This is a genomic window from Bacillus salacetis (genome assembly GCF_003581585.1).
In the GTDB taxonomy this organism is placed as follows: Bacteria; Bacillota; Bacilli; order Bacillales; family Bacillaceae_B; genus Rossellomorea; species Rossellomorea salacetis.
The window spans coordinates 25,254-42,693 of sequence record NZ_QXIR01000010.1 but is presented as its reverse complement, the minus strand read 5'-3'; the positions used below and the strand labels follow the sequence as shown (position 1 = coordinate 42,693).

18 protein-coding genes are annotated in these 17,440 nt (G+C 41.9%); 6 read left to right on the top strand and 12 right to left on the bottom strand.

The annotated features are described in order from the left end of the window. Positions 1-49 precede the first annotated feature (49 nt). Together D3H55_RS09090 and D3H55_RS09085 are read right to left on the bottom strand one after the other, a co-directional pair. Positions 50-1,306, bottom strand: coding sequence for a YeeE/YedE family protein (locus D3H55_RS09090; RefSeq protein ID WP_119546596.1), 1,257 nt, complete (start codon positions 1,304-1,306; stop codon positions 50-52). A 609-nt stretch (positions 1,307-1,915) separates the two neighbouring features. Further along, complete coding sequence (locus D3H55_RS09085; RefSeq protein ID WP_240628529.1) at positions 1,916-3,052, bottom strand: alpha-hydroxy acid oxidase; 1,137 nt, start codon at positions 3,050-3,052, stop codon at positions 1,916-1,918. A gap of 295 nt (positions 3,053-3,347) precedes the next feature. On the opposite strand from D3H55_RS09085, the gene D3H55_RS09080 reads away from it, so the two are divergent. Further along, positions 3,348-4,010: a hypothetical protein gene (locus D3H55_RS09080; RefSeq protein WP_119546594.1), complete on the top strand. Its 663-nt coding sequence runs from the start codon at positions 3,348-3,350 to the stop codon at positions 4,008-4,010. 314 nt (positions 4,011-4,324) lie between these two features. Then, positions 4,325-5,083: a DUF3891 family protein gene (locus tag D3H55_RS09075; protein ID WP_119546593.1), complete on the top strand. Its 759-nt coding sequence runs from the start codon at positions 4,325-4,327 to the stop codon at positions 5,081-5,083. An 11-nt stretch (positions 5,084-5,094) separates the two neighbouring features. On the opposite strand, the gene D3H55_RS09070 is transcribed toward D3H55_RS09075, so the two are convergent. The 3 genes from D3H55_RS09070 to D3H55_RS09050 form a co-directional block, all read right to left on the bottom strand. Then, entirely contained in the window at positions 5,095-5,856 is a 762-nt protein-coding gene (locus D3H55_RS09070; protein ID WP_119546592.1) for a class I SAM-dependent methyltransferase, read from the bottom strand. Between the two features lie 1,734 nt (positions 5,857-7,590). Beyond that, positions 7,591-8,073, bottom strand: a complete 483-nt coding sequence (locus D3H55_RS09055) for a DUF2975 domain-containing protein (RefSeq protein ID WP_205685448.1) — start codon at positions 8,071-8,073, stop codon at positions 7,591-7,593. A gap of 118 nt (positions 8,074-8,191) precedes the next feature. Continuing rightward, positions 8,192-8,836, bottom strand: a complete 645-nt coding sequence (locus D3H55_RS09050; RefSeq protein ID WP_119546588.1) for a 2OG-Fe(II) oxygenase — start codon at positions 8,834-8,836, stop codon at positions 8,192-8,194. Between the two features lie 237 nt (positions 8,837-9,073). Here D3H55_RS09050 and D3H55_RS25205 point away from each other — a divergent pair, with 237 nt between their 5' ends. Beyond that, on the top strand, positions 9,074-9,199 hold the full coding sequence (locus tag D3H55_RS25205; RefSeq protein ID WP_276310219.1) for a hypothetical protein: 126 nt from the start codon (positions 9,074-9,076) through the stop codon (positions 9,197-9,199). Between the two features lie 137 nt (positions 9,200-9,336). Here the strand turns inward: D3H55_RS25205 and D3H55_RS09045 are convergent, their stop codons facing one another. Beyond that, a complete protein-coding gene (locus D3H55_RS09045; protein ID WP_119546587.1) occupies positions 9,337-9,900 on the bottom strand; it encodes a hypothetical protein in 564 nt (187 codons plus the stop codon). A gap of 176 nt (positions 9,901-10,076) precedes the next feature. On the opposite strand from D3H55_RS09045, the gene D3H55_RS09040 reads away from it, so the two are divergent. After that, entirely contained in the window at positions 10,077-10,343 is a 267-nt protein-coding gene (locus D3H55_RS09040; RefSeq protein WP_119546586.1) for a hypothetical protein, read from the top strand. A 376-nt stretch (positions 10,344-10,719) separates the two neighbouring features. Here the strand turns inward: D3H55_RS09040 and D3H55_RS09035 are convergent, their stop codons facing one another. The 3 genes from D3H55_RS09035 to D3H55_RS09025 are packed head-to-tail and all read right to left on the bottom strand — an operon-like array spanning position 10,720 to position 13,031. Continuing rightward, positions 10,720-11,484: a class I SAM-dependent methyltransferase gene (locus D3H55_RS09035; RefSeq protein WP_420808738.1), complete on the bottom strand. Its 765-nt coding sequence runs from the start codon at positions 11,482-11,484 to the stop codon at positions 10,720-10,722. Positions 11,485-11,495: 11 nt separating this feature from the next. Continuing rightward, on the bottom strand, positions 11,496-11,867 hold the full coding sequence (locus D3H55_RS09030) for a nuclear transport factor 2 family protein (RefSeq protein WP_119546584.1): 372 nt from the start codon (positions 11,865-11,867) through the stop codon (positions 11,496-11,498). 18 nt (positions 11,868-11,885) lie between these two features. Next, the gene (locus D3H55_RS09025) at positions 11,886-13,031 is read right to left on the bottom strand and encodes a DUF1835 domain-containing protein (protein ID WP_136035664.1); all 1,146 of its coding nucleotides are present in this window, start codon (positions 13,029-13,031) and stop codon (positions 11,886-11,888) included. Between the two features lie 244 nt (positions 13,032-13,275). On the opposite strand from D3H55_RS09025, the gene D3H55_RS09020 reads away from it, so the two are divergent. After that, positions 13,276-13,551 carry a hypothetical protein gene (locus D3H55_RS09020; protein WP_119546582.1) on the top strand — a complete coding sequence of 92 codons (276 nt, stop codon included), beginning with the start codon at positions 13,276-13,278 and terminating at the stop codon, positions 13,549-13,551. Between the two features lie 79 nt (positions 13,552-13,630). Here D3H55_RS09020 and D3H55_RS09015 read toward each other — a convergent pair whose 3' ends face one another. Further along, complete coding sequence (locus D3H55_RS09015; RefSeq protein WP_119546581.1) at positions 13,631-14,557, bottom strand: GNAT family N-acetyltransferase; 927 nt, start codon at positions 14,555-14,557, stop codon at positions 13,631-13,633. 157 nt (positions 14,558-14,714) lie between these two features. Here D3H55_RS09015 and D3H55_RS09010 point away from each other — a divergent pair, with 157 nt between their 5' ends. Continuing rightward, positions 14,715-15,296 (top strand): cupin domain-containing protein, encoded by a 582-nt coding sequence (locus tag D3H55_RS09010; RefSeq protein ID WP_119546580.1) that lies wholly within the window; start codon positions 14,715-14,717, stop codon positions 15,294-15,296. A gap of 248 nt (positions 15,297-15,544) precedes the next feature. Here the strand turns inward: D3H55_RS09010 and D3H55_RS09005 are convergent, their stop codons facing one another. Together D3H55_RS09005 and D3H55_RS09000 are read right to left on the bottom strand one after the other, a co-directional pair. Beyond that, positions 15,545-15,856, bottom strand: coding sequence for a hypothetical protein (locus D3H55_RS09005; RefSeq protein ID WP_240628527.1), 312 nt, complete (start codon positions 15,854-15,856; stop codon positions 15,545-15,547). Between the two features lie 481 nt (positions 15,857-16,337). Next, positions 16,338-17,342 (bottom strand): LLM class flavin-dependent oxidoreductase, encoded by a 1,005-nt coding sequence (locus D3H55_RS09000; RefSeq protein ID WP_119546578.1) that lies wholly within the window; start codon positions 17,340-17,342, stop codon positions 16,338-16,340. Positions 17,343-17,440 lie beyond the last annotated feature (98 nt).

The window sequence follows — 17,440 nt, the reverse complement described above, 5'->3', positions numbered from 1 at the left end:
AAAATATGCAGTTCTGCCAAGAGTTTTCCTCTTAACAGAACTGCATATTTTAACAGAATGTATCTTTAGGTTTTGGAACTGACAGACCAAACAATGGTCTCAGATATAAAGCAACAAACGTACCGGCCATCGCAAGGATACCCCAAATATAACCGTGCAGGCTGAATGATGCAATCCCACCGAAGTAGGCACCGATATTACAGCCGAATGCAAGCCGTGCTCCATATCCCATCAGCAGTCCGCCGATGACTGAAGCAGCTGCATTTTTTCCTGTGACTCTTGAAAATTTGAACAGCCCGCCTGCAGCTGACGCAAGGAAAGCCCCAAGAATGACACCGAAGTTCAATACAGTAGTTGAATCAGCAAATATCGAAGACTGCAGTGCAGCTGCATTGGCTCCCTGCCAGTAGCCCCAGCCAGCAACATCCATACCAAAGAACTGGGCAGCTTTCGAACCCCAAAGAGCAAAGGCGGAAGTAATCCCCCAAGGAGCCCCGCGGGTCATAAGTGTCAAGGCATTCAAAACTGCTAATGCGATTGCTGCGGCGAATAATGGCCAAGAACCGCGGAAGATCCGTTTCCATCCTGTAGTAGAAGGAACCGGAGCCATTTTTGGTGATTTTCTCTTTTTCTCTATTACAAGAGATACCCAAGCAATCAAGGCAAACAGTGCAATGGAGAGGATCCATGCCCCCCCATAACCTAAACCTGTTGAAGTTGCCAATGAAATGGGTTCAAATGAAGGAAGGTCTTCTGTCCAGAACGGCAGATGGGCAGCACCGACTGTAGCACCCATGAAGAACAGAAGTGTAATGAACATTACCGAGCGGCCGCCGCCAACTGCATAAAGCGTTCCTGAAGCACAACCTCCGCCAAGCTGCATCCCGATACCGAACATAAAAGCTCCAACAACCAGGCTGACACCAACAGGAGAAACATATCCATTAACTGGTCCATAGAAGAATGATATCCCAAAAGCAAGAATCGGCGCAAATAGTGTAACGGCGATTCCAAGCATCAGCATATGCGACCGTAAAGCCTGGCCATTTCCGACTGACATGAAGCGGCGGAAAGCTGACGTGAAACCAAAGCGTGCATGAAATAACGTGTAACCCAATCCTAACCCCAGCACCAGTAATAAAGGCTGTGCTGGAGCTTGGGTGTTCAATAAGTATATCAATAGAATTGCCCCGGCAATCAAACCGCCATAAATCAATGGCATTTGCGGGCTGTTTAAATCTGTATCTGAACGAGGAACAGGATCCTTCGCATCGTTGACAGGCTGAACTCTTGTACTTGCCATCATCAAACACCCTTTCCTGATAGTTTTACTCGGAATTACTTTACACATCATACAAGGGTTTACGGATCCTGTCAAAGAAAGAATCTTGGATTATTGAAAAGCCTGTGTTGTCCTGAAGGGTATGTTGTAACATATAAAGATTGTATATAGTTTTGTTAATTAAAACATCCTTTTGGGAGATGGTACTCATTTATCTCCTGGTCATGAAGTGTGAATTATTGTGTGTTAAAGAAGGTGTTGGCCAATACCAAATACCCAATTATGGTGAAGCTGTTTGACTATAACAAGGGGATTATGCGGGGATTACCCTTGTTTTGGAAAAGATTTCTGCCTATGACCGGGTGTATATCAAGAAACCCTGGAGTTTTGAGCATCCAACCATCCATAACCAACCAAGTGATTACATAAAGAACTTCCAGTTATCAAGCGTTTTATTTTATAACAATTTGGTGATGTCATAACTCCATTTATTCGGGATCGAATCACAAGCTGAATAAAAAAGCCCTCCTATCAAAGACGAAATCGACGTCTATAATAGGGAGCTCTTTGTACATATTCCGATTGTCATCGTCCTATTACTTGTTTAATATTCACATCCTTATTACTTGCAGATTATTTGTTTGGTTTTTTTGGAACAAGGTAAGTTTTATTTATTTCACTGATAGTCGAAGTACCAGCCAATGCCATTGTAACTTCGAACTCATTCTGTATTTGCTCCATTACTTTCATGACGCCGTCTTCCCCTCCAAGTGCGAGACCATACATAAACGGGCGGCCGATCAACACTGCACAAGCACCCAGTGCCAGTGCTTTAAAGACATCGCTGCCGCGGCGGACCCCGCTGTCCAGCAACACAGGCAGCTCTCCTTTCACGACGTCGCAAATGCCTTCCAATACATCAAGTGTTGCAACACCATGGTCCAACTGCCTGCCTCCATGATTGGATACAATCAATCCATCCACCTTGTAATCCAGTGCCAATTTGGCATCTTCCGGGTGAACAATACCCTTTAAGAGAATCGGAAGGTCAGTATATTGGCGAATTCTATGAATGGCCTCCCAGGTTACTGAGGGATTTTCAAAAAGTTCTTTCTGCTTTTTTAAGGCCATCTCTCTATCTTCCATGATTGGTTTCTCTAACAGGTTTTGGAAAATGGGATCGGTAAAATAATTCCCGCTACCGCTTCCCTCACCAATCGGTGAATAATTATTGATATGATCGCTCTCCCTGAACCCCATAATCGGCGTATCTACTGTAAGGACAATAGCTGAGTATCCTGATGATTCAGCTCTTTTGATCATACTCTCGGCAACCAATTCATTTCCTGAATAATAGAGCTGAAACCATCTGGAAGATTCTTTCATTTGCCCGGCAACCTCTTCCATCGAGTATGAGGAAACCGTACTTAACACAAATGGGAGATTCATTGAAGCTGCAGCCCGTGATGACGCCAGTTCACCTTGCGGGTGAGCGATCGTCTGGACACCGATTGGTGCAAATAGCATTGGAGATGAAATGGTTTGTCCAAACAAAGTCATGCCTGTATCGATTTTGGAAACATCACGCAAGACCCGATGAGAGATCTGATAATCTGAAAAGGCCGCTCTATTAGAGTGTAAAGTCGATTCTTCGCCTGAACCCCTTGCTATGTAATCAAAGGCTTTTTTGGAAATGATGCCTTTCGCTTCATTCTCCCATTCATTGATGGAAAGGTGCCTGTCACCGCTTTTCTTCTCCACCGCTTTCACGATATATCACCCCAGTATTCATAAGTATTATTATTATGGCACAGAGGTTTTCAATATTCAAATTTATCTAAAAACTAATAATCTTCCTTTTTAAAAAAGGATGTTTTCATATAATAATTTCTTTCAGGAAATAAGAATATCTCTTTTCATTCCATCTTACAGACGTGCTCTGGAAAATCTTCTTTTTCAGATCATATTGGATAGCTTACAAATTTATGGAGAATTAATGCAGATTTTATGTAAATAAATGTATTATTTTGGTAGAATATAAGAAGTAAATCTTAAGGAGGAAAAGATGGCTACCCCTGTACAGAAGAATTTTAAGAGAGAAATGACCTTACTTAATAAGGAAGGGCACTCATGGTACGATTCGAAATATAATAGCTTTAATGGTAAAAAGAAAAAAAGGTCTTTTGGAAAGGTGATTTTTATCTTAGCAGCACTTATGGCAAGCGGTTTGATTACAAAGGTTTACAATGAATTTCAAATAGCGCATGACCAAAAGATTAGAAATTACCTTCAGGAACGTGATCAATACTTTATTGCAGCTGATATGGGGTTGAAACAAATGATTCATCAGTTCAATAGAAACCAGGACAGCAGCCTGGCTCCCCTGCTGCCTAAAATTATAGAAACCCATACCAACATTCAAAACAATTACGATTTATTGAGAGATATAGACCCACCAAGGGAGTTCAGGGCTTTTCATGAGTCCACTATGGATACAATCACTTTGCACAAGGTTTCTGTAGAATATTTACTAACAGCTGCTCAAACTAATACATACCGTCAAGATATCATCACCGCCTATATAAATGAAAGCAACCTTGAACTTAGTAAATTGAGATCTAACCTGATAGCTGGACTACAGAAAGCAGATATCAAATATCAAGTAAATGAAGATGGCAGCCTTACATACTGGGTTCAGGAACATGGTTATGAGAGTGTCTTTAACTAATAAACTGAAAACGACCTCACAGTGTGAGAGTCGTTTTTCCTCTTAATTAACCTAAAAAGCGTATGCTATACTTAGCAATCTTATCTCATCAAATGACTTTTTCGGCGTCCATTAAATTATGCCCTGCGAAACCCTGGTTCATTTTCTGCCTTGATTTAGTTAAATTTGCTGTACCCCGAATATCTGATTTAGAAAGCTGCTTACAACTCATCCACTACCTTTCTGGACAAACTTCATTATCATAAAAATTCTCTGTAACTTTTGAATATGATACAATTTTTAAAAAGAAACCATTGAAGAAGAGGTGGCAAGCCATGATCATACGTGAAACAACTGAGTCCTATATAATGATTAAACAGCATGACCACGCTCATATATCAGGTGAAATAATAAAACACTTCAATACAGGATTAATAACTTCTGGGGAGTCAATTGAGGATGTCATTTATGCAGCATATCAACATGACCGCAGCTGGATTGGCTTGGATGATACTCCGATTTGGAATGACCGTTCGGATATCCCTTTTGCTTTCTCTGATTATCCACTCCTTCCTAAACTGGCCTTTTATAAGATCGGTCTGGATGAGATTGAGGAATGTAATGCTTATGCTGCCCTTCTTTGCAGCATGCACTTTTGTTCCTTTTTTTCGCAGTCAACTGACAAAGATTGTATTCAGTTCTTAAAGGAAGAAACGAAAAGACAGTCAAAGATTAGAAAACAGTTTCCGGCTATTGATGTGACGTTGCTTCAGCAGCATTTCCGCTTACTTCAATACTCTGACAATCTATCACTCTATCTGTGCCTGAATGAACCGGGAGCCAAAAAGGATAAGGAACATCCCTGGTTTAAAAATGGTTTCAAGAACACTGAGATGTTTCATGGTAAGGGTTACCAACTCAATGCCCGATGGCTGAGTTCTGATGAGGTAACGGTGGAGCCTTCACCCTTTACCAGCCCATTCCATGCGGGGCTTCTATATAAAAAGGTAAAAAAGACAGATGTTGATGCAATGGGAATAGCAGAGGCATATAAACATAGTGAAGAAAGGGAGCAAATCATCTTAATTAAGTGACCGGCTGCCTTTCACTTTTCAGCGATCAATGTATATTCCCATGGGATATTTTCACCATTCCATCCCGGGTGTTCTTCGAATTGTCTAATTGTAAGCCCAGATTGAATGACGGCATTCAAAATTTCACTTAGTGTGTGCGGCTTCACTAAAACCTCCGGAAAATCCTCTGATTGGGAGGGGGCAAAGAATTTTTTAAAGGCAACTTCACCAGTGTGAAGGGGCTGGTCAAAATAAGCGGGTTCCATTCGATAGTGAGTTTCTCCCGGAATTTCAGTCAAACATCTTTTAATGGGATGAAAGTCACTAAGGACCAATGTTCCGCCAGGGATCAATAGATCACTAAGAATCGACGTCAGTTTATTAATATCTGAAAAATAATGCAGAATCCCCCCTTCAAGGTACAATATCTCGAAAGAATTGCTGTATAATTGCCGGTCAATTTCCAGCACATCAGTTACTATATAATCAATCGAGACACCTGCAAAATCAGCCAATTCCAAAGCATACATTTTATTTTCATTGGAAATATCGAAAACAGAGACTTTTGCTCCCATCAGGGCTAATGGAACAGCCTTTCTGCCGTTCGAACCGCAGATGTTTGCGATACTTTTTCCTTCCACTTGCCTAAAATGGGCTTGATGCTTTTTTAAATATGCAGAGGGATTTTTACTGATTGCTTCAGCAAGCTTTGATGGCTCTCCGTATTTTTTTACCCAAAAATCATAGGCATTGTGTTCCCATGCTTTTTTATTTTGTATGCTTTGCTTCGTCATCTAAAATCCTCCTTCAGCAGGAATGATCATTCCTTGATTACTTGGTACAGCAATATTCCGGCAAAAATAAAAGTGATAATGCCAATGAGTACTCTCCTCATTGACACACCAGTAATAATAGTATCATCGTTTCTTTGACTTACTTCCATAACAGACCACCACTCGCTCCGGAAGAGAAATAGACGGCAAAGAACAGCCAGATGAGGAAACCGAACATCATGATCAGGAAAACACCTATTTTTCTATTCATTGAATTCCCCTTTATTGTATTGCAATCCCTAACTGTCTGAAACAAGATGAACATGGCCGGGATCTCTTTGCAATCGGGATCTCCCTGGCCCAATAACCCCGTAAATGGGCCAGTATCTCCTTATAACCGGAATCTCATTGGCCTAATAACCCCGTAAATGGCGGGATTTCGTCGTAAACGGAATCTCATTGGCCCATTAACCATTTTAAATGGGCCAGTATCTCTTTGAAATTGGGATCTCCCTGGCCCAATAACCCGCTAAATTGGCCGGGGTGCCGTCCCAACCGGAATCTCCTTGGCCCATTAACCTTGTAAATGGGCCAGTATCTCTTCGCAATCGGAATCTCCTTGGCCCATTAACCACTTAAATGGGCCGGGGTGCCGTCGCAACCGGAATCCCCTTGGCCCAATAACACCTTAAATGGTCCGGGATCTCTTTGCAACCGGGATCTCCCTGGCCCAATAACCCGCTAAATGGGCCAGTATCTCTTCGCAAACGGAATCTCCATGGCCCATTAACCACTTAAATGGGCCGGGGTGCCGTCGCAACCGGAATCCCCTTGGCCCAATAACACCTTAAATGGTCCGGGATCTCTTTGCAACCGGAATCTCCTTGGCCCAATAACCCGCTAAATGGGCCGGGATCTCTTTGCAACCGGAATTTCATTGGCCCATTAACCTTGTAAATGGGCCAGTATCTCTTCGCAACCGGAATCTCCTTGGCCCATTAACCTTGTAAATGGGCCAGCATCTCTTCGCAACCGGAATCTCCTTGGCCCAATAACCCCGTAAATGGGCCGGCATCTCTTTGCAACCGGAATCTCCTTGGCCCATTAACCCCTTAAATGGTCCGGGATGCCGTCGCAACCGGAATCCCCTTGCCCAATAACCCGCTAAATGGGCCGGGATCTCGTCGTAACCGGAATCTCCTTGGCCCAATACCCCCGTAAATGAGCCGGGATTTCTTCGCAACCGGAATCTCATTGGCCCAATAACCACTTAAATGGTCCGGGATCTCGTCGCAACCGGAATCTCCTTGGCCCATTAACCCCTTAAATGGTCCGGGATGCCGTCGCAACCGGAATCCCCTGGCCCAATAACCCGCTAAATGGTCCGGGATCTCGTTGTAAACGGAATCTCCTTGGCCCATTAACCCCTTAAATGGTCCGGGATGCCGTCGCAACCGGAATCTCATTGGCCCAATAACCCCGTAAATGGGCCGGCGTCTCCTCGTAAATGGAATCTCCCTGTCCAAATAAACCGGTAAATGCGCTGGTATCCCAACAAAAATTGAATCCCTCCGGCCCAATGAATCCCAAATAGGCCGATATACCAGCACAAATCGAATCGCCCAGTCCTATAATCCCGAAAACGGACCGGCACCCGCTCAATAAAGCAGCCTTAACTGCTTGAATAATCTTGGTTGAAGTAAACCGGTTACCGGCTAATTCAATAGGAATATCACTCTTAAATACCTATTAAAGTCAAATGATGGAATCATTATCCGCTTTCATTACGATGGCAGATTTTAATAACTTTTGCAGTACTGCTGAAAACACGGCAATAACTGATGAAGAAAATATTATGATCAGTCCCAACAGGAGAATACCCGGATGTCCTGCGCTTTGGGAAATCAGATAAATGATACCTGCCAAAAACAGCAGCACAATCAGCAGGGCGCAGTTCAGTATGTAGTTTAATGCTTTAATGGATGCACCAGTGAACGTTTGGTTCTTTTCAATCAAATTCAAAAGGACATACGTTTGGCAGAGGGCAAAGAAGAATGGCGCAGCAGACAAGTAGATACCAAACAAGACCGGAAATTGTAAATGCGAGAACTCCGGTGCTATTTCTGCAAAGTAAACTGCCTGCTGTGGAAGCCAGAAAATACATAAGGCCAGCACAGTCAATCCAATAAGTCCCAATGCGGATTTAAGAAAAAGTGTGGTACTGTGTTGCAATGACATCACCTCATAGATTAATGTTTAACTTAATAATAAAATATTATTTATTGATAATCAATAAATATTTATTACTCTTCGGTAACGAAAGGGTTTAAAAAACACCAGCAGAGACTGCTGGCGTTCATTTAATACGTTTCCTTCTCATCCATTGGGTAGCAGCCCATTTGTCGCCGATAATTACGGGGGCTCCTCCATGCAAGGTCAAGTCATTCAGTTCCTGATTATCATAAAAATACTCAAAGTACACAGCCATCCCTTTTTGGGGGGAAACAGAAAACTTTAATTTTGGGAAGTATGTTTCACCTCCAAGTTCTACATCATTCAAGTACATAACCAGGGTGCTGATACGAGGGTTATCCGCTTTTTTGAAAAAATCAAAATGCGCTTTGTACTCCTGGCCGATTTTGTAGTTAAGCATCTGCAGCCCTTCACCATGTTCATATGGAATATTCATGATTTGAGAGATCCGCTTCTCGACCCTTGTGACAACCTCACTTTCGTTTTCTTCCATAAAAGTACTGCTGCTGGTGCGTAATTCATTTTCATCCCTTGTGTTCCCAATTTTCGACCGCTTCATCTTATCCTTCGATAATTTTATCAAGGCGTCACATTCTTCATCGCTCAATACATTTCCCAAGACAACAATTAGTGGTTCTTCCATTTTTGCAATAATATTAATCTCTCTATCTTCCGTTTTGATTTTATTCCCTGTATGATGAAAAATACTTTGTTCCGAAACGGCTGTTGTTTGATTTTCCATTGTCATCTTTCATCAACCTCTTTTCTTTTATTATTTCAGAATACTTAGAAAACTTTTAATAAACGAATCGTATTTAATATAGATCTTTTTATTCCGTGTGAAAAAGGCAACTGAAATTTAAATACATTTTACACTGTCCCTTTACGTTTGACTATCCTTTTTTCCTTGTAAATAAGTCTTTTTCTTGTCGGATAATTTTTTGTTGATTGTACATAATATCCTTGTTCGTCAGGAGGTGTGGAAATGCCGGATTTAAATGATAATAAGTTCAGGAAGATTCAATCTGAAGCTGCAAAACAAGGAAAGTCACAGGAAGAATATGCGGCGGAGCTGGAAAATAACAAGCTGAAGGCACAAAAAAGAAAATAACAAATTGGCAGGTGAAATCAGCCTGCCTTTAACAGAAAGTAAATCAATTAATACTAATGTCCCGGTGATTGCAAACAAGCGGACAGTTTTGTGCGTTTATCGCCATTCAGTGTATACTAAACTGTCTTGACTAAACTCTAGTGCTTTTTCATCTTTCTTTCAACCACTACCAATCCGGCGACTGCTGCTGCTCCACAGACACCCCAAAGCAATAAGGTGCGAATGTTTTTCTCTTGCAGGTCCACCACATTTTCAGGCGGACTTCCCTCCCCTAACAATTCCATGTCTTCAACTGCTTCAGTTAATTTCGCGGTCCTGTCACACATTATGGTAACTAGATCGCCAGAGCCTCCATACATATCCGATTGTCTGGCATACACCAAATAGTCTTCTCCTTCCCGGAACTCTATTCCACAATCTCCACCTCCAGAACCGGTGGTTATCAGGATTTGTGAATCGGAAGCTCCTTTCCAAGTCTCGTGTACTTCAAATATGATTCTCTTCAAACCACTCTTTCGGAAACCAGCTTCTTTATCCGTCACTTTGACTGCTTTACCTGAAAAGACAGCCTCAGAACGAGCCAATTCATCCTCAACTGAAAGAGGTTCAATGCAGGAACAGGCATTTGCAGGGTTCGGGTTGATTGTAAAACATATGAAGATTGATGAAACAAGGACAAGCACATTCAATAAATATTTCATATTGTCCCCCTTTTTACCCATTAGACGAAAGATGTAGTTGAATGTTACAGTTAAGGGTGAAATTTCCATCTAAAATATATTATTTATCCAATAAAAAATATTTATTAAAGCTATATGGCGAAGGTTCAAGGGTAAACCGAAGAAAAAGATGCCCCGTTATATGGTGAAAAAAGACATTGTTTGTGTTAGCAGGCTGCCGAATTGAAATGACAATGCTTGAGAAAGAAAAAAAGACTTTTGGTGGGGCTGCCGTTGTTGAGGCAATGATGAAAGATATCAAAAAGGTAAGCGAAGAAATGACAGTTCCCGATGGTAGTATCAATACGAAGATCGAAGTTTTCGGTGAATTAAGAGGAGACAGGAAGTTGAAAGGTGTTGGTGACTCCAATCTTCCTGAAGGGGCTGTCCTGACAGTTATGTATGATGACCCCGAGCTGACCTAAACAAAGGCGGAGAACCATCCAGATTAATAATGTATCAGTAGGATATTGCCGTAAAAATGGAACGATAATGCAGTACATCATTCATCCATAGGGACAGCATGCTCTTAGGCAGATTATTTGTCAGCTACTTTCCCGAACGCCAGCCTGCTGAGAGGAAGAAAGTGTATGGAATATATGGGGAAGACACCAAGAATGGGAAATAAAAAAATGGCTTAACAGAATACAAAATGGACGGTGCTGAATATAAAGGCTGCCTAGTATATACGCCTTCAGGGTATATGGTACGTTTGCGTTTCTAAGATTATACTGCCTTTAAGTCACCTTATTAAACTACTGAAGAAAAACGGAATGTCCTTTTGTTTTTCTTCAGTTAATATCAGGCGTTTGGTTTCCTCGCTTTAATGATCAAGGTAGTCGGGAATTTCCTGGCTTTGTATAAGGAATAATACCGGTCTGACACTTCCGTCTTCATTGAATTTGAAGTAGCAGGTACATTACTTTCAATAACCGCTTCAATGATGAATCCGGTATTGATCAATTCATTGATATAGGTGCTCGTTTTTCTCTGTGGAATAGTTACCGGCGCGTTTTCGCCCTTAAAGTTTGGATAATGAGTCATGCCTTCTTCCTGATAAGAACCAGCAAGCTTGATTATGCCATTTTCACTTTCCAAATGGGGATACAATGGATGATCCCAGCTAAAAATGAAATATCCCCCGGGTTTTAAATAAGAATGAATCAGCTGCAGAGTTTCAGGAAGCAAAGAGGTCCACCCAATTGCATAAATAGAATACACCACATCGAAATAGGACTTGGGGATGCTAATGTCCTTTTCCATTGGCGCACAGAATAATTTTGGGGAAAGGCCGGTTAAAGTTGCTTTTGCCGTGGCAATCTGGTTTTCTGATAAGTCCACTCCCCACAACTCGCCTGCCCCTTTTCCTGCCATATACTTCATTGAATGTCCGCTGCCGCAGCCGATGTCCAAGACTGTTTTCCGATCGAGTTCTTCAAAGAGTCTCAATTCATCCTCGGTCTGTGCAAACGGCCCGTAACTTGGCAGGGAGTCCTTTCCGTTGAAATGATGTGCTACCTTGTCCCAGCTGTCTTTGTTTTGTGCTAGAATATTCAGTCTCATCAATTTCCTCCTTGCTAGAATATACCGTTTTTGTTGGGAGAGTTTTCAGGTATTCCCTGTCCAATATCCCAAAGTTCCACAATCCTGCCATGTTCAAACCGGAAGATATGGATGACCGCTGCTCCCGGATCGTGCGGATGCTGCTTCACATGAGAGTGGACGGCAATTTTCTGTTCCTCTTCAATTGTCTGTTTTACTTCAAAGGTCTTGTCGGGATTTTGTTCTGCATTTGCATCCATTGCAGAAATCAGCGATTCAGCATCACCGCTAAAGAATGGATTGTGGTGTATAAAGCCTTCTGCAATATAGAGCTGAAAAGCTTCACGGGCTTTTCCTGAAGCTGCCATTTGTAAGAACGATTCGGCTGTTTCTTTATTACTACTCATTTTCCTCCCCCTTTCAAATTAATCAGGCTGCCTGGTTCTGATGCTATAAAATCTCATTCCTTTAGGAATTCCTTTTATATCGAAAATTCCGTCCAGGACCAGTTTCCTTACCCGGTATTCGATGAATCCATCACCAACATAGTCTTCAAGGTGCCCAATGATTTCACCGATGAGCCTTGCAGACTTCATAAATCCTTTTTTCTTGTCTTGAATCCTTTTTGCGCAGTCGATGATATAGTCATCGTAATATCCTTCTTCTACACTTTTGACGGAATTCCCTTCCCAAACCCTCAAAAGATCAGTGGAAGCACCCAATGCTTTCCAGCCCTCTATGTATGTTTCCTTCTCCTGCACGGAAGAAGGCTGCAATTCCTTTGATTTCTTATAAAGCTTCGTCCATTTATCAATCGAGATTTCCCCAGTATGCAGCAGCTGATATGAGTACTCTTTTGTATCAAACAGTTTTTTATATAAAGAAGTAGTATTAATAATCAAAATCTCGTTCTCTTTATCCTTCAGTAAAAACATAACAAACCGCAGCAGGGTTTGTTCATGGACATTATCCCCAGTCCAAATAGTGATTGGCCACTCCGGGGGTACCGATGCAACCTGCTCAAGGACGTCCTTGAATTCATTCAAATAGATCTCTGAATCTTCGTATTCATAATCTCCATTAATATGGTTGCGAAGCCATTCATGTCGATTTCGCTGACCGCTTTCTTCGTGAAGATTGGTAAGCGGACCATAAGTAAATATATCGGAAAAAGCTATAATTTTGTCCGTTTTTTCTGCGCTGATCTCTTCCAACGCCAATTTGAATCCGCCCGCCGATGATGGCCCGGAAAGGATATGGGCAGCCTTAAAATCCTTGTCTGGCTGTTTACTTTGTTTTTCCTTGTATTCAACAAAGTTCCTGTAAGTTTTTTTAAGGTTCTGCACCAGCTCTTTCTCTGTATAGGAATCTGCTTCTTCCTGCATATTGATATGAAGCATAAAGTTAAGCAGGAGCGTTTTTGCTTCTTCTTCAGAAGACCGCTGTACAAGCCGTTTTAAGTCATTTATCAAATCTTCAGCCCCTTTTTTCATAATTCTATCATAAATGGCGCTTAAGCTGGAAAGCAGATTCATTGAATCGTTTTGAACCTGCAGCCGTAATTTTGGCACCTGAAATCCAGGGATTCATGAATGGAACGACTCTATCACATACGAAATAAGGTGGTCTTCATAAAGAAGCGTATGCCGGCCGGTTCAGCAATCTATCCTATCAAAACACTGGCGGGCCGCTATGTTAAACTGAATAAAACCTAACATACCTTCCCACGCTATTATCAGTTTCATCCCGGAATAAGCTGGTAAACAGAATAAGTGGGAGTTCCAGCCCCTTAAACCCAAGAAAGAACATGATCTCATGATAGACACTTTAAAACATGTTAAATCTGAACTTGAACAGGCATTGGCAAATCCCTCTGATCACAATCTCGACCACTGCGTAAATGAATTGCTAAAAGCAAAGACGAATGACGGTGAACACAAGAAGATGATGGATGACATCGTTAACTCGGTCACTCACGTGATGCATGCCCAGCCGAGGTTAAGAGAATACGGGACAAATATTTCTTCCAACAATGCCTTCAAGGAAGCTTACAATGCAGTCGATCAGGCAATTGATACTTTATCACATTGAAATTGCCGATTTAATAGTTTAAGACGAAAAACTGACTCAATACAAACAAGGCTCGCCGCGGACGAGCCTTGTTTGCTTTTTAAATATCCAAGCCAAATTCCAGCATGACTGCCAGCATCCGGTAGCCAAGCGATTCATACAAGGAAATGGCTTTTCCGTTATCACCGAACACACCCAATGTTGCCTCAGTCTTTCCTTTGGCTTTAAGAAATTTTAATGCCTCAGTAATTACAGCTTTGGCAATTCCTTTCCTTCTCCACTCAGGCAGGACAAAAATATTTTCGGTGGCACTTCTTCCCTCTCCCAATCCCCATGTCATCACACTTCCTGCAACGTCATTTCCATTGAAGACAGTGAAGGTATTCCACTCTTCGCCATTTTTAGTCCAACGTAAATAGTTTAAACTCCAGGAAACACCAAATAAATCACCTTTGGCTTCGGCAGCCAGGTATTGTTCTTCTTCAGCCTGGGTTTCCATTCCCCATCTTTTGACAATCAGACCTTCGGGAAGCGGAAAATCAGGAATTTCCTTTGTTAAATCTCTCTTCATGACTAGATGGGTACGATGGGTATCGAATCCTTTTGAAATATAGAAGTCCATTTCCTTCTTATCGACAGCTGGAATTGTATGGGAAATCCTTACGCACTTCCCGCGGTGCCTGGCTCTTAAATCTTTCGCCCTGCTTAAAAGGTGGTCGTATAAATCATGGGGCAAGCTTTCTGGAACTGAAATTTCTTCGTTCAGGAAAATGTCGAGCTTCAGCTTGTAGACAAAGTCATCTGATTTCCCGCCAGCTTCGATGGCCAGCCAAGCAGGATCGGGAACAATATGACCCACACCAAGAATAGTACCCTCACTATCAACTGCACAAAAAATATTCCTTGGTTCGTAATCTCCGTTATAACGGTAAGCAAGCATTGTTATGAAGTCAATGTTGGATATTTGATCGGCATCAGGATCCCTGTAATTTCTGATGATATAGGTACCGGCGATAGAATTCGGCATATGCGTCACTTCCTCTCTTTATGTTTTCGGCATCTTGATAATTATTCTGGAAGCAAAAAGAAATTCCCTTTATTTAGAAAAATTTTCTATATGGTTATCACTCTGTAAGGGAAGGACGCATAGCATGCCTATATGTCTGGATACCGAGGTGAAAATAATGAAAAACAATGTTGATTATACATCCACTCAAACTCAATTTAAATTCGACTTGAATAATAGTCCCCTTTTTATAAAAAATCAGCATAACTATATAAATATTTTGGGGATCAAACAATTGAATTCCCTTGAAAATGTATCCCTGCTCGATATATTCCTAAGCAAGAATAATGTTGTGGAACATCATTATCATCAAAATGCGGCAGAACTGGTTTACTGTATATCCGGAACCGCCACGGTTTCAATCCTGAATCCCTATACTAAACAAATTCAGAATTACAACATCACTCCAGGGCAAGTAGCGAATGTCCCTCAAGGCTGGTGGCACTATGAGGTGGCTTTGGCGGATAAAACACACCTTTTGGCAATCTTTGATGCTCCGACACCCGATGTGATTCTGGGATCAGATATCTTAAAGTTCACTCCACCGAACATTATGGCACATACCTATTGTCTGGATGAAACACAATGGAAACAAACGACAGCCTCTGTGAAGCCATCAACCTATATAGGCCCTTATGAAGAATGTGAAAGGACGGCCTGTTCATATCCCGGTTCTTATTATCCTACTTGGTATTATTAAGCAAAAAAAATCCTGTTTATGATCACAGGACTTTTAGTACATCTATTTCTAGTAGGCTCTTTTCGTAAACTTTGTTGCTATTCATTATAAATTTCAACTAATATCCTGGTATATCGCCGTAAAAACCCCTGTGAGCAGGAAAGAAAAGAGCTGCTCGTTCTTTTTCGAGAGTAAAAACTTTGAAAACAGGGGAAAGATCCGGTACCTGGGATTTTTCCGAAAGCAACAATTTATGAGAAAACAGCCTTCTAGTAAAAGGTTATGATCATCATAATGAAACTGATAACCGTGAACAGCAGGACACCATAAAAGACAAAGCCAACGTTTGCCTTCAGGTCGTTATCTTTTTGGATTTTCCAGCCTGCTGTGCTCGCGTTCAAAGTTGCTGCCTTCGATAAAGCACCGCCGCTGCTGTTAAAGAAAAACAAAATGACAGAAACGGCCAAGCCTATGAAGAAGCTCCACTCTATATAAGAGAAAGATAAGATCTGACTTGCTGCCCAAACCAGCAAACCGAATACCGCTGCCGAAACCAATGTGCCAATAATCTTCTTTTTCATCTGCATCACCCTCGAATACGTTATTGTGTTAATTGTTTTCCTCCGAGCTCCCCCAGTCATAGCCTGATTTCCCCCAATAGTACAGAAATAATGCTGATGACAGGATTCCCAAAGAGAGATAGATAAAACCCACAGTTACGCCCCCTCTCTATCCAGAATAATTCGTTGTTATATATACGGGCAAAGAGAAGAAAAGTTTCAGAATTAATGAATTTTTCGCGTTTTTTATCCTATTACTTGAAACAGTACATATCTTCAATATCTGATAAGACCTGTCAGTGCTTCTATATTTTCGAGCAGTACCATTGGGTGTCCTGTCTACTTAAGAATACTGCTTCGGCCTTAGTTTCTCACCGTTTCATCCAATTTCTTGGGCTTTTTCACCACGTTCATCTGTTCTTCAGTCAGGTTTCAGGCGGCATTTAAATTATTCAATATAAAAAGCAGTCCTTCCAAACTGAAAGGACTGCTTTGAATGAGGTTATTTTCCATCGACAATTTCCTTGAAAATTTCATAGGAACGTTCTTGTTTCTTTGGATCAAAAATATAGGAAACGGCCATGATTTCATCAACATTGTATTTTTCCTGGAAACGGGTCAATTGCTGCTTGACCGTTTCCTTACTGCCCATCAAGGAAACGCTGGTCATTGATTCTGCCATCTGTTTTTCCTGGAAGGTCCAAATTTCGTCCATGTCTTCCACCGGCGGGCTCATTGGTTTTTGGGTGCCGCGTACAACATTCAGGAAAAATTGCTGCATTGTGGTTGATTCTCGCACTGCCTCTTCATCTGTTTCTGCGGCGATGACATTCAGGCAGATGATTGCATATGGTTTGTCCAGATACTCTGAAGGCTGGAACCTGCTGCGGTAAATGGATAATGCTTCTTCCATATGCCTTGGTGCAAAATGGGAGGCAAACGCATACGGCAAGCCGAGTTTTGCTGCCAAATAGGCGGAGTCAGTTGACGAGCCGAGAACGTAAATAGGGATATTGGTATCCACACCTGGATGTGCTTTGACATAACCCTGTCCTTCTGCCGGACCAAAATACGTCAGCAGCTGCTGGACATCATCAGGAAAGGTGTAGACGTTTTCCTGAGTGGACGTCCTTCTCAAAGCGCTGGCCGTCATCATATCTGTCCCAGGTGCACGGCCAAGCCCCAAATCGACCCGGTCCGGATAAATGGTTGCCATCGTGCCAAATTGTTCCGCCACTACCAGCGGTGAATGGTTCGGCAGCATCACTCCGCCGGAACCTACACGAATGGTATCTGTATTATCCAGCGTATGTTTGATCAAAATGGAAGTCGCAGAGCTGACAAGAGTGGCCGTATTATGGTGTTCCGCAATCCAATAGCGGGTATATCCCATCTTTTCAGCTGCCTTCGCCAGATCCACCATAGCATCAATCGCGTCTTTAGAATCCTGGCCTTCGCGGATTGGAGCCAAATTCAAGACGGAAACAGGAATATTAATGTTTGTCATCAATCAACAAGTCCTTTCTCTGAAAAATTGTTTATAATTCACTAGTTTTTCACTTCATCCTTATCTAAAAATGTAAATGAAGAAGTTACAGTTTGAAG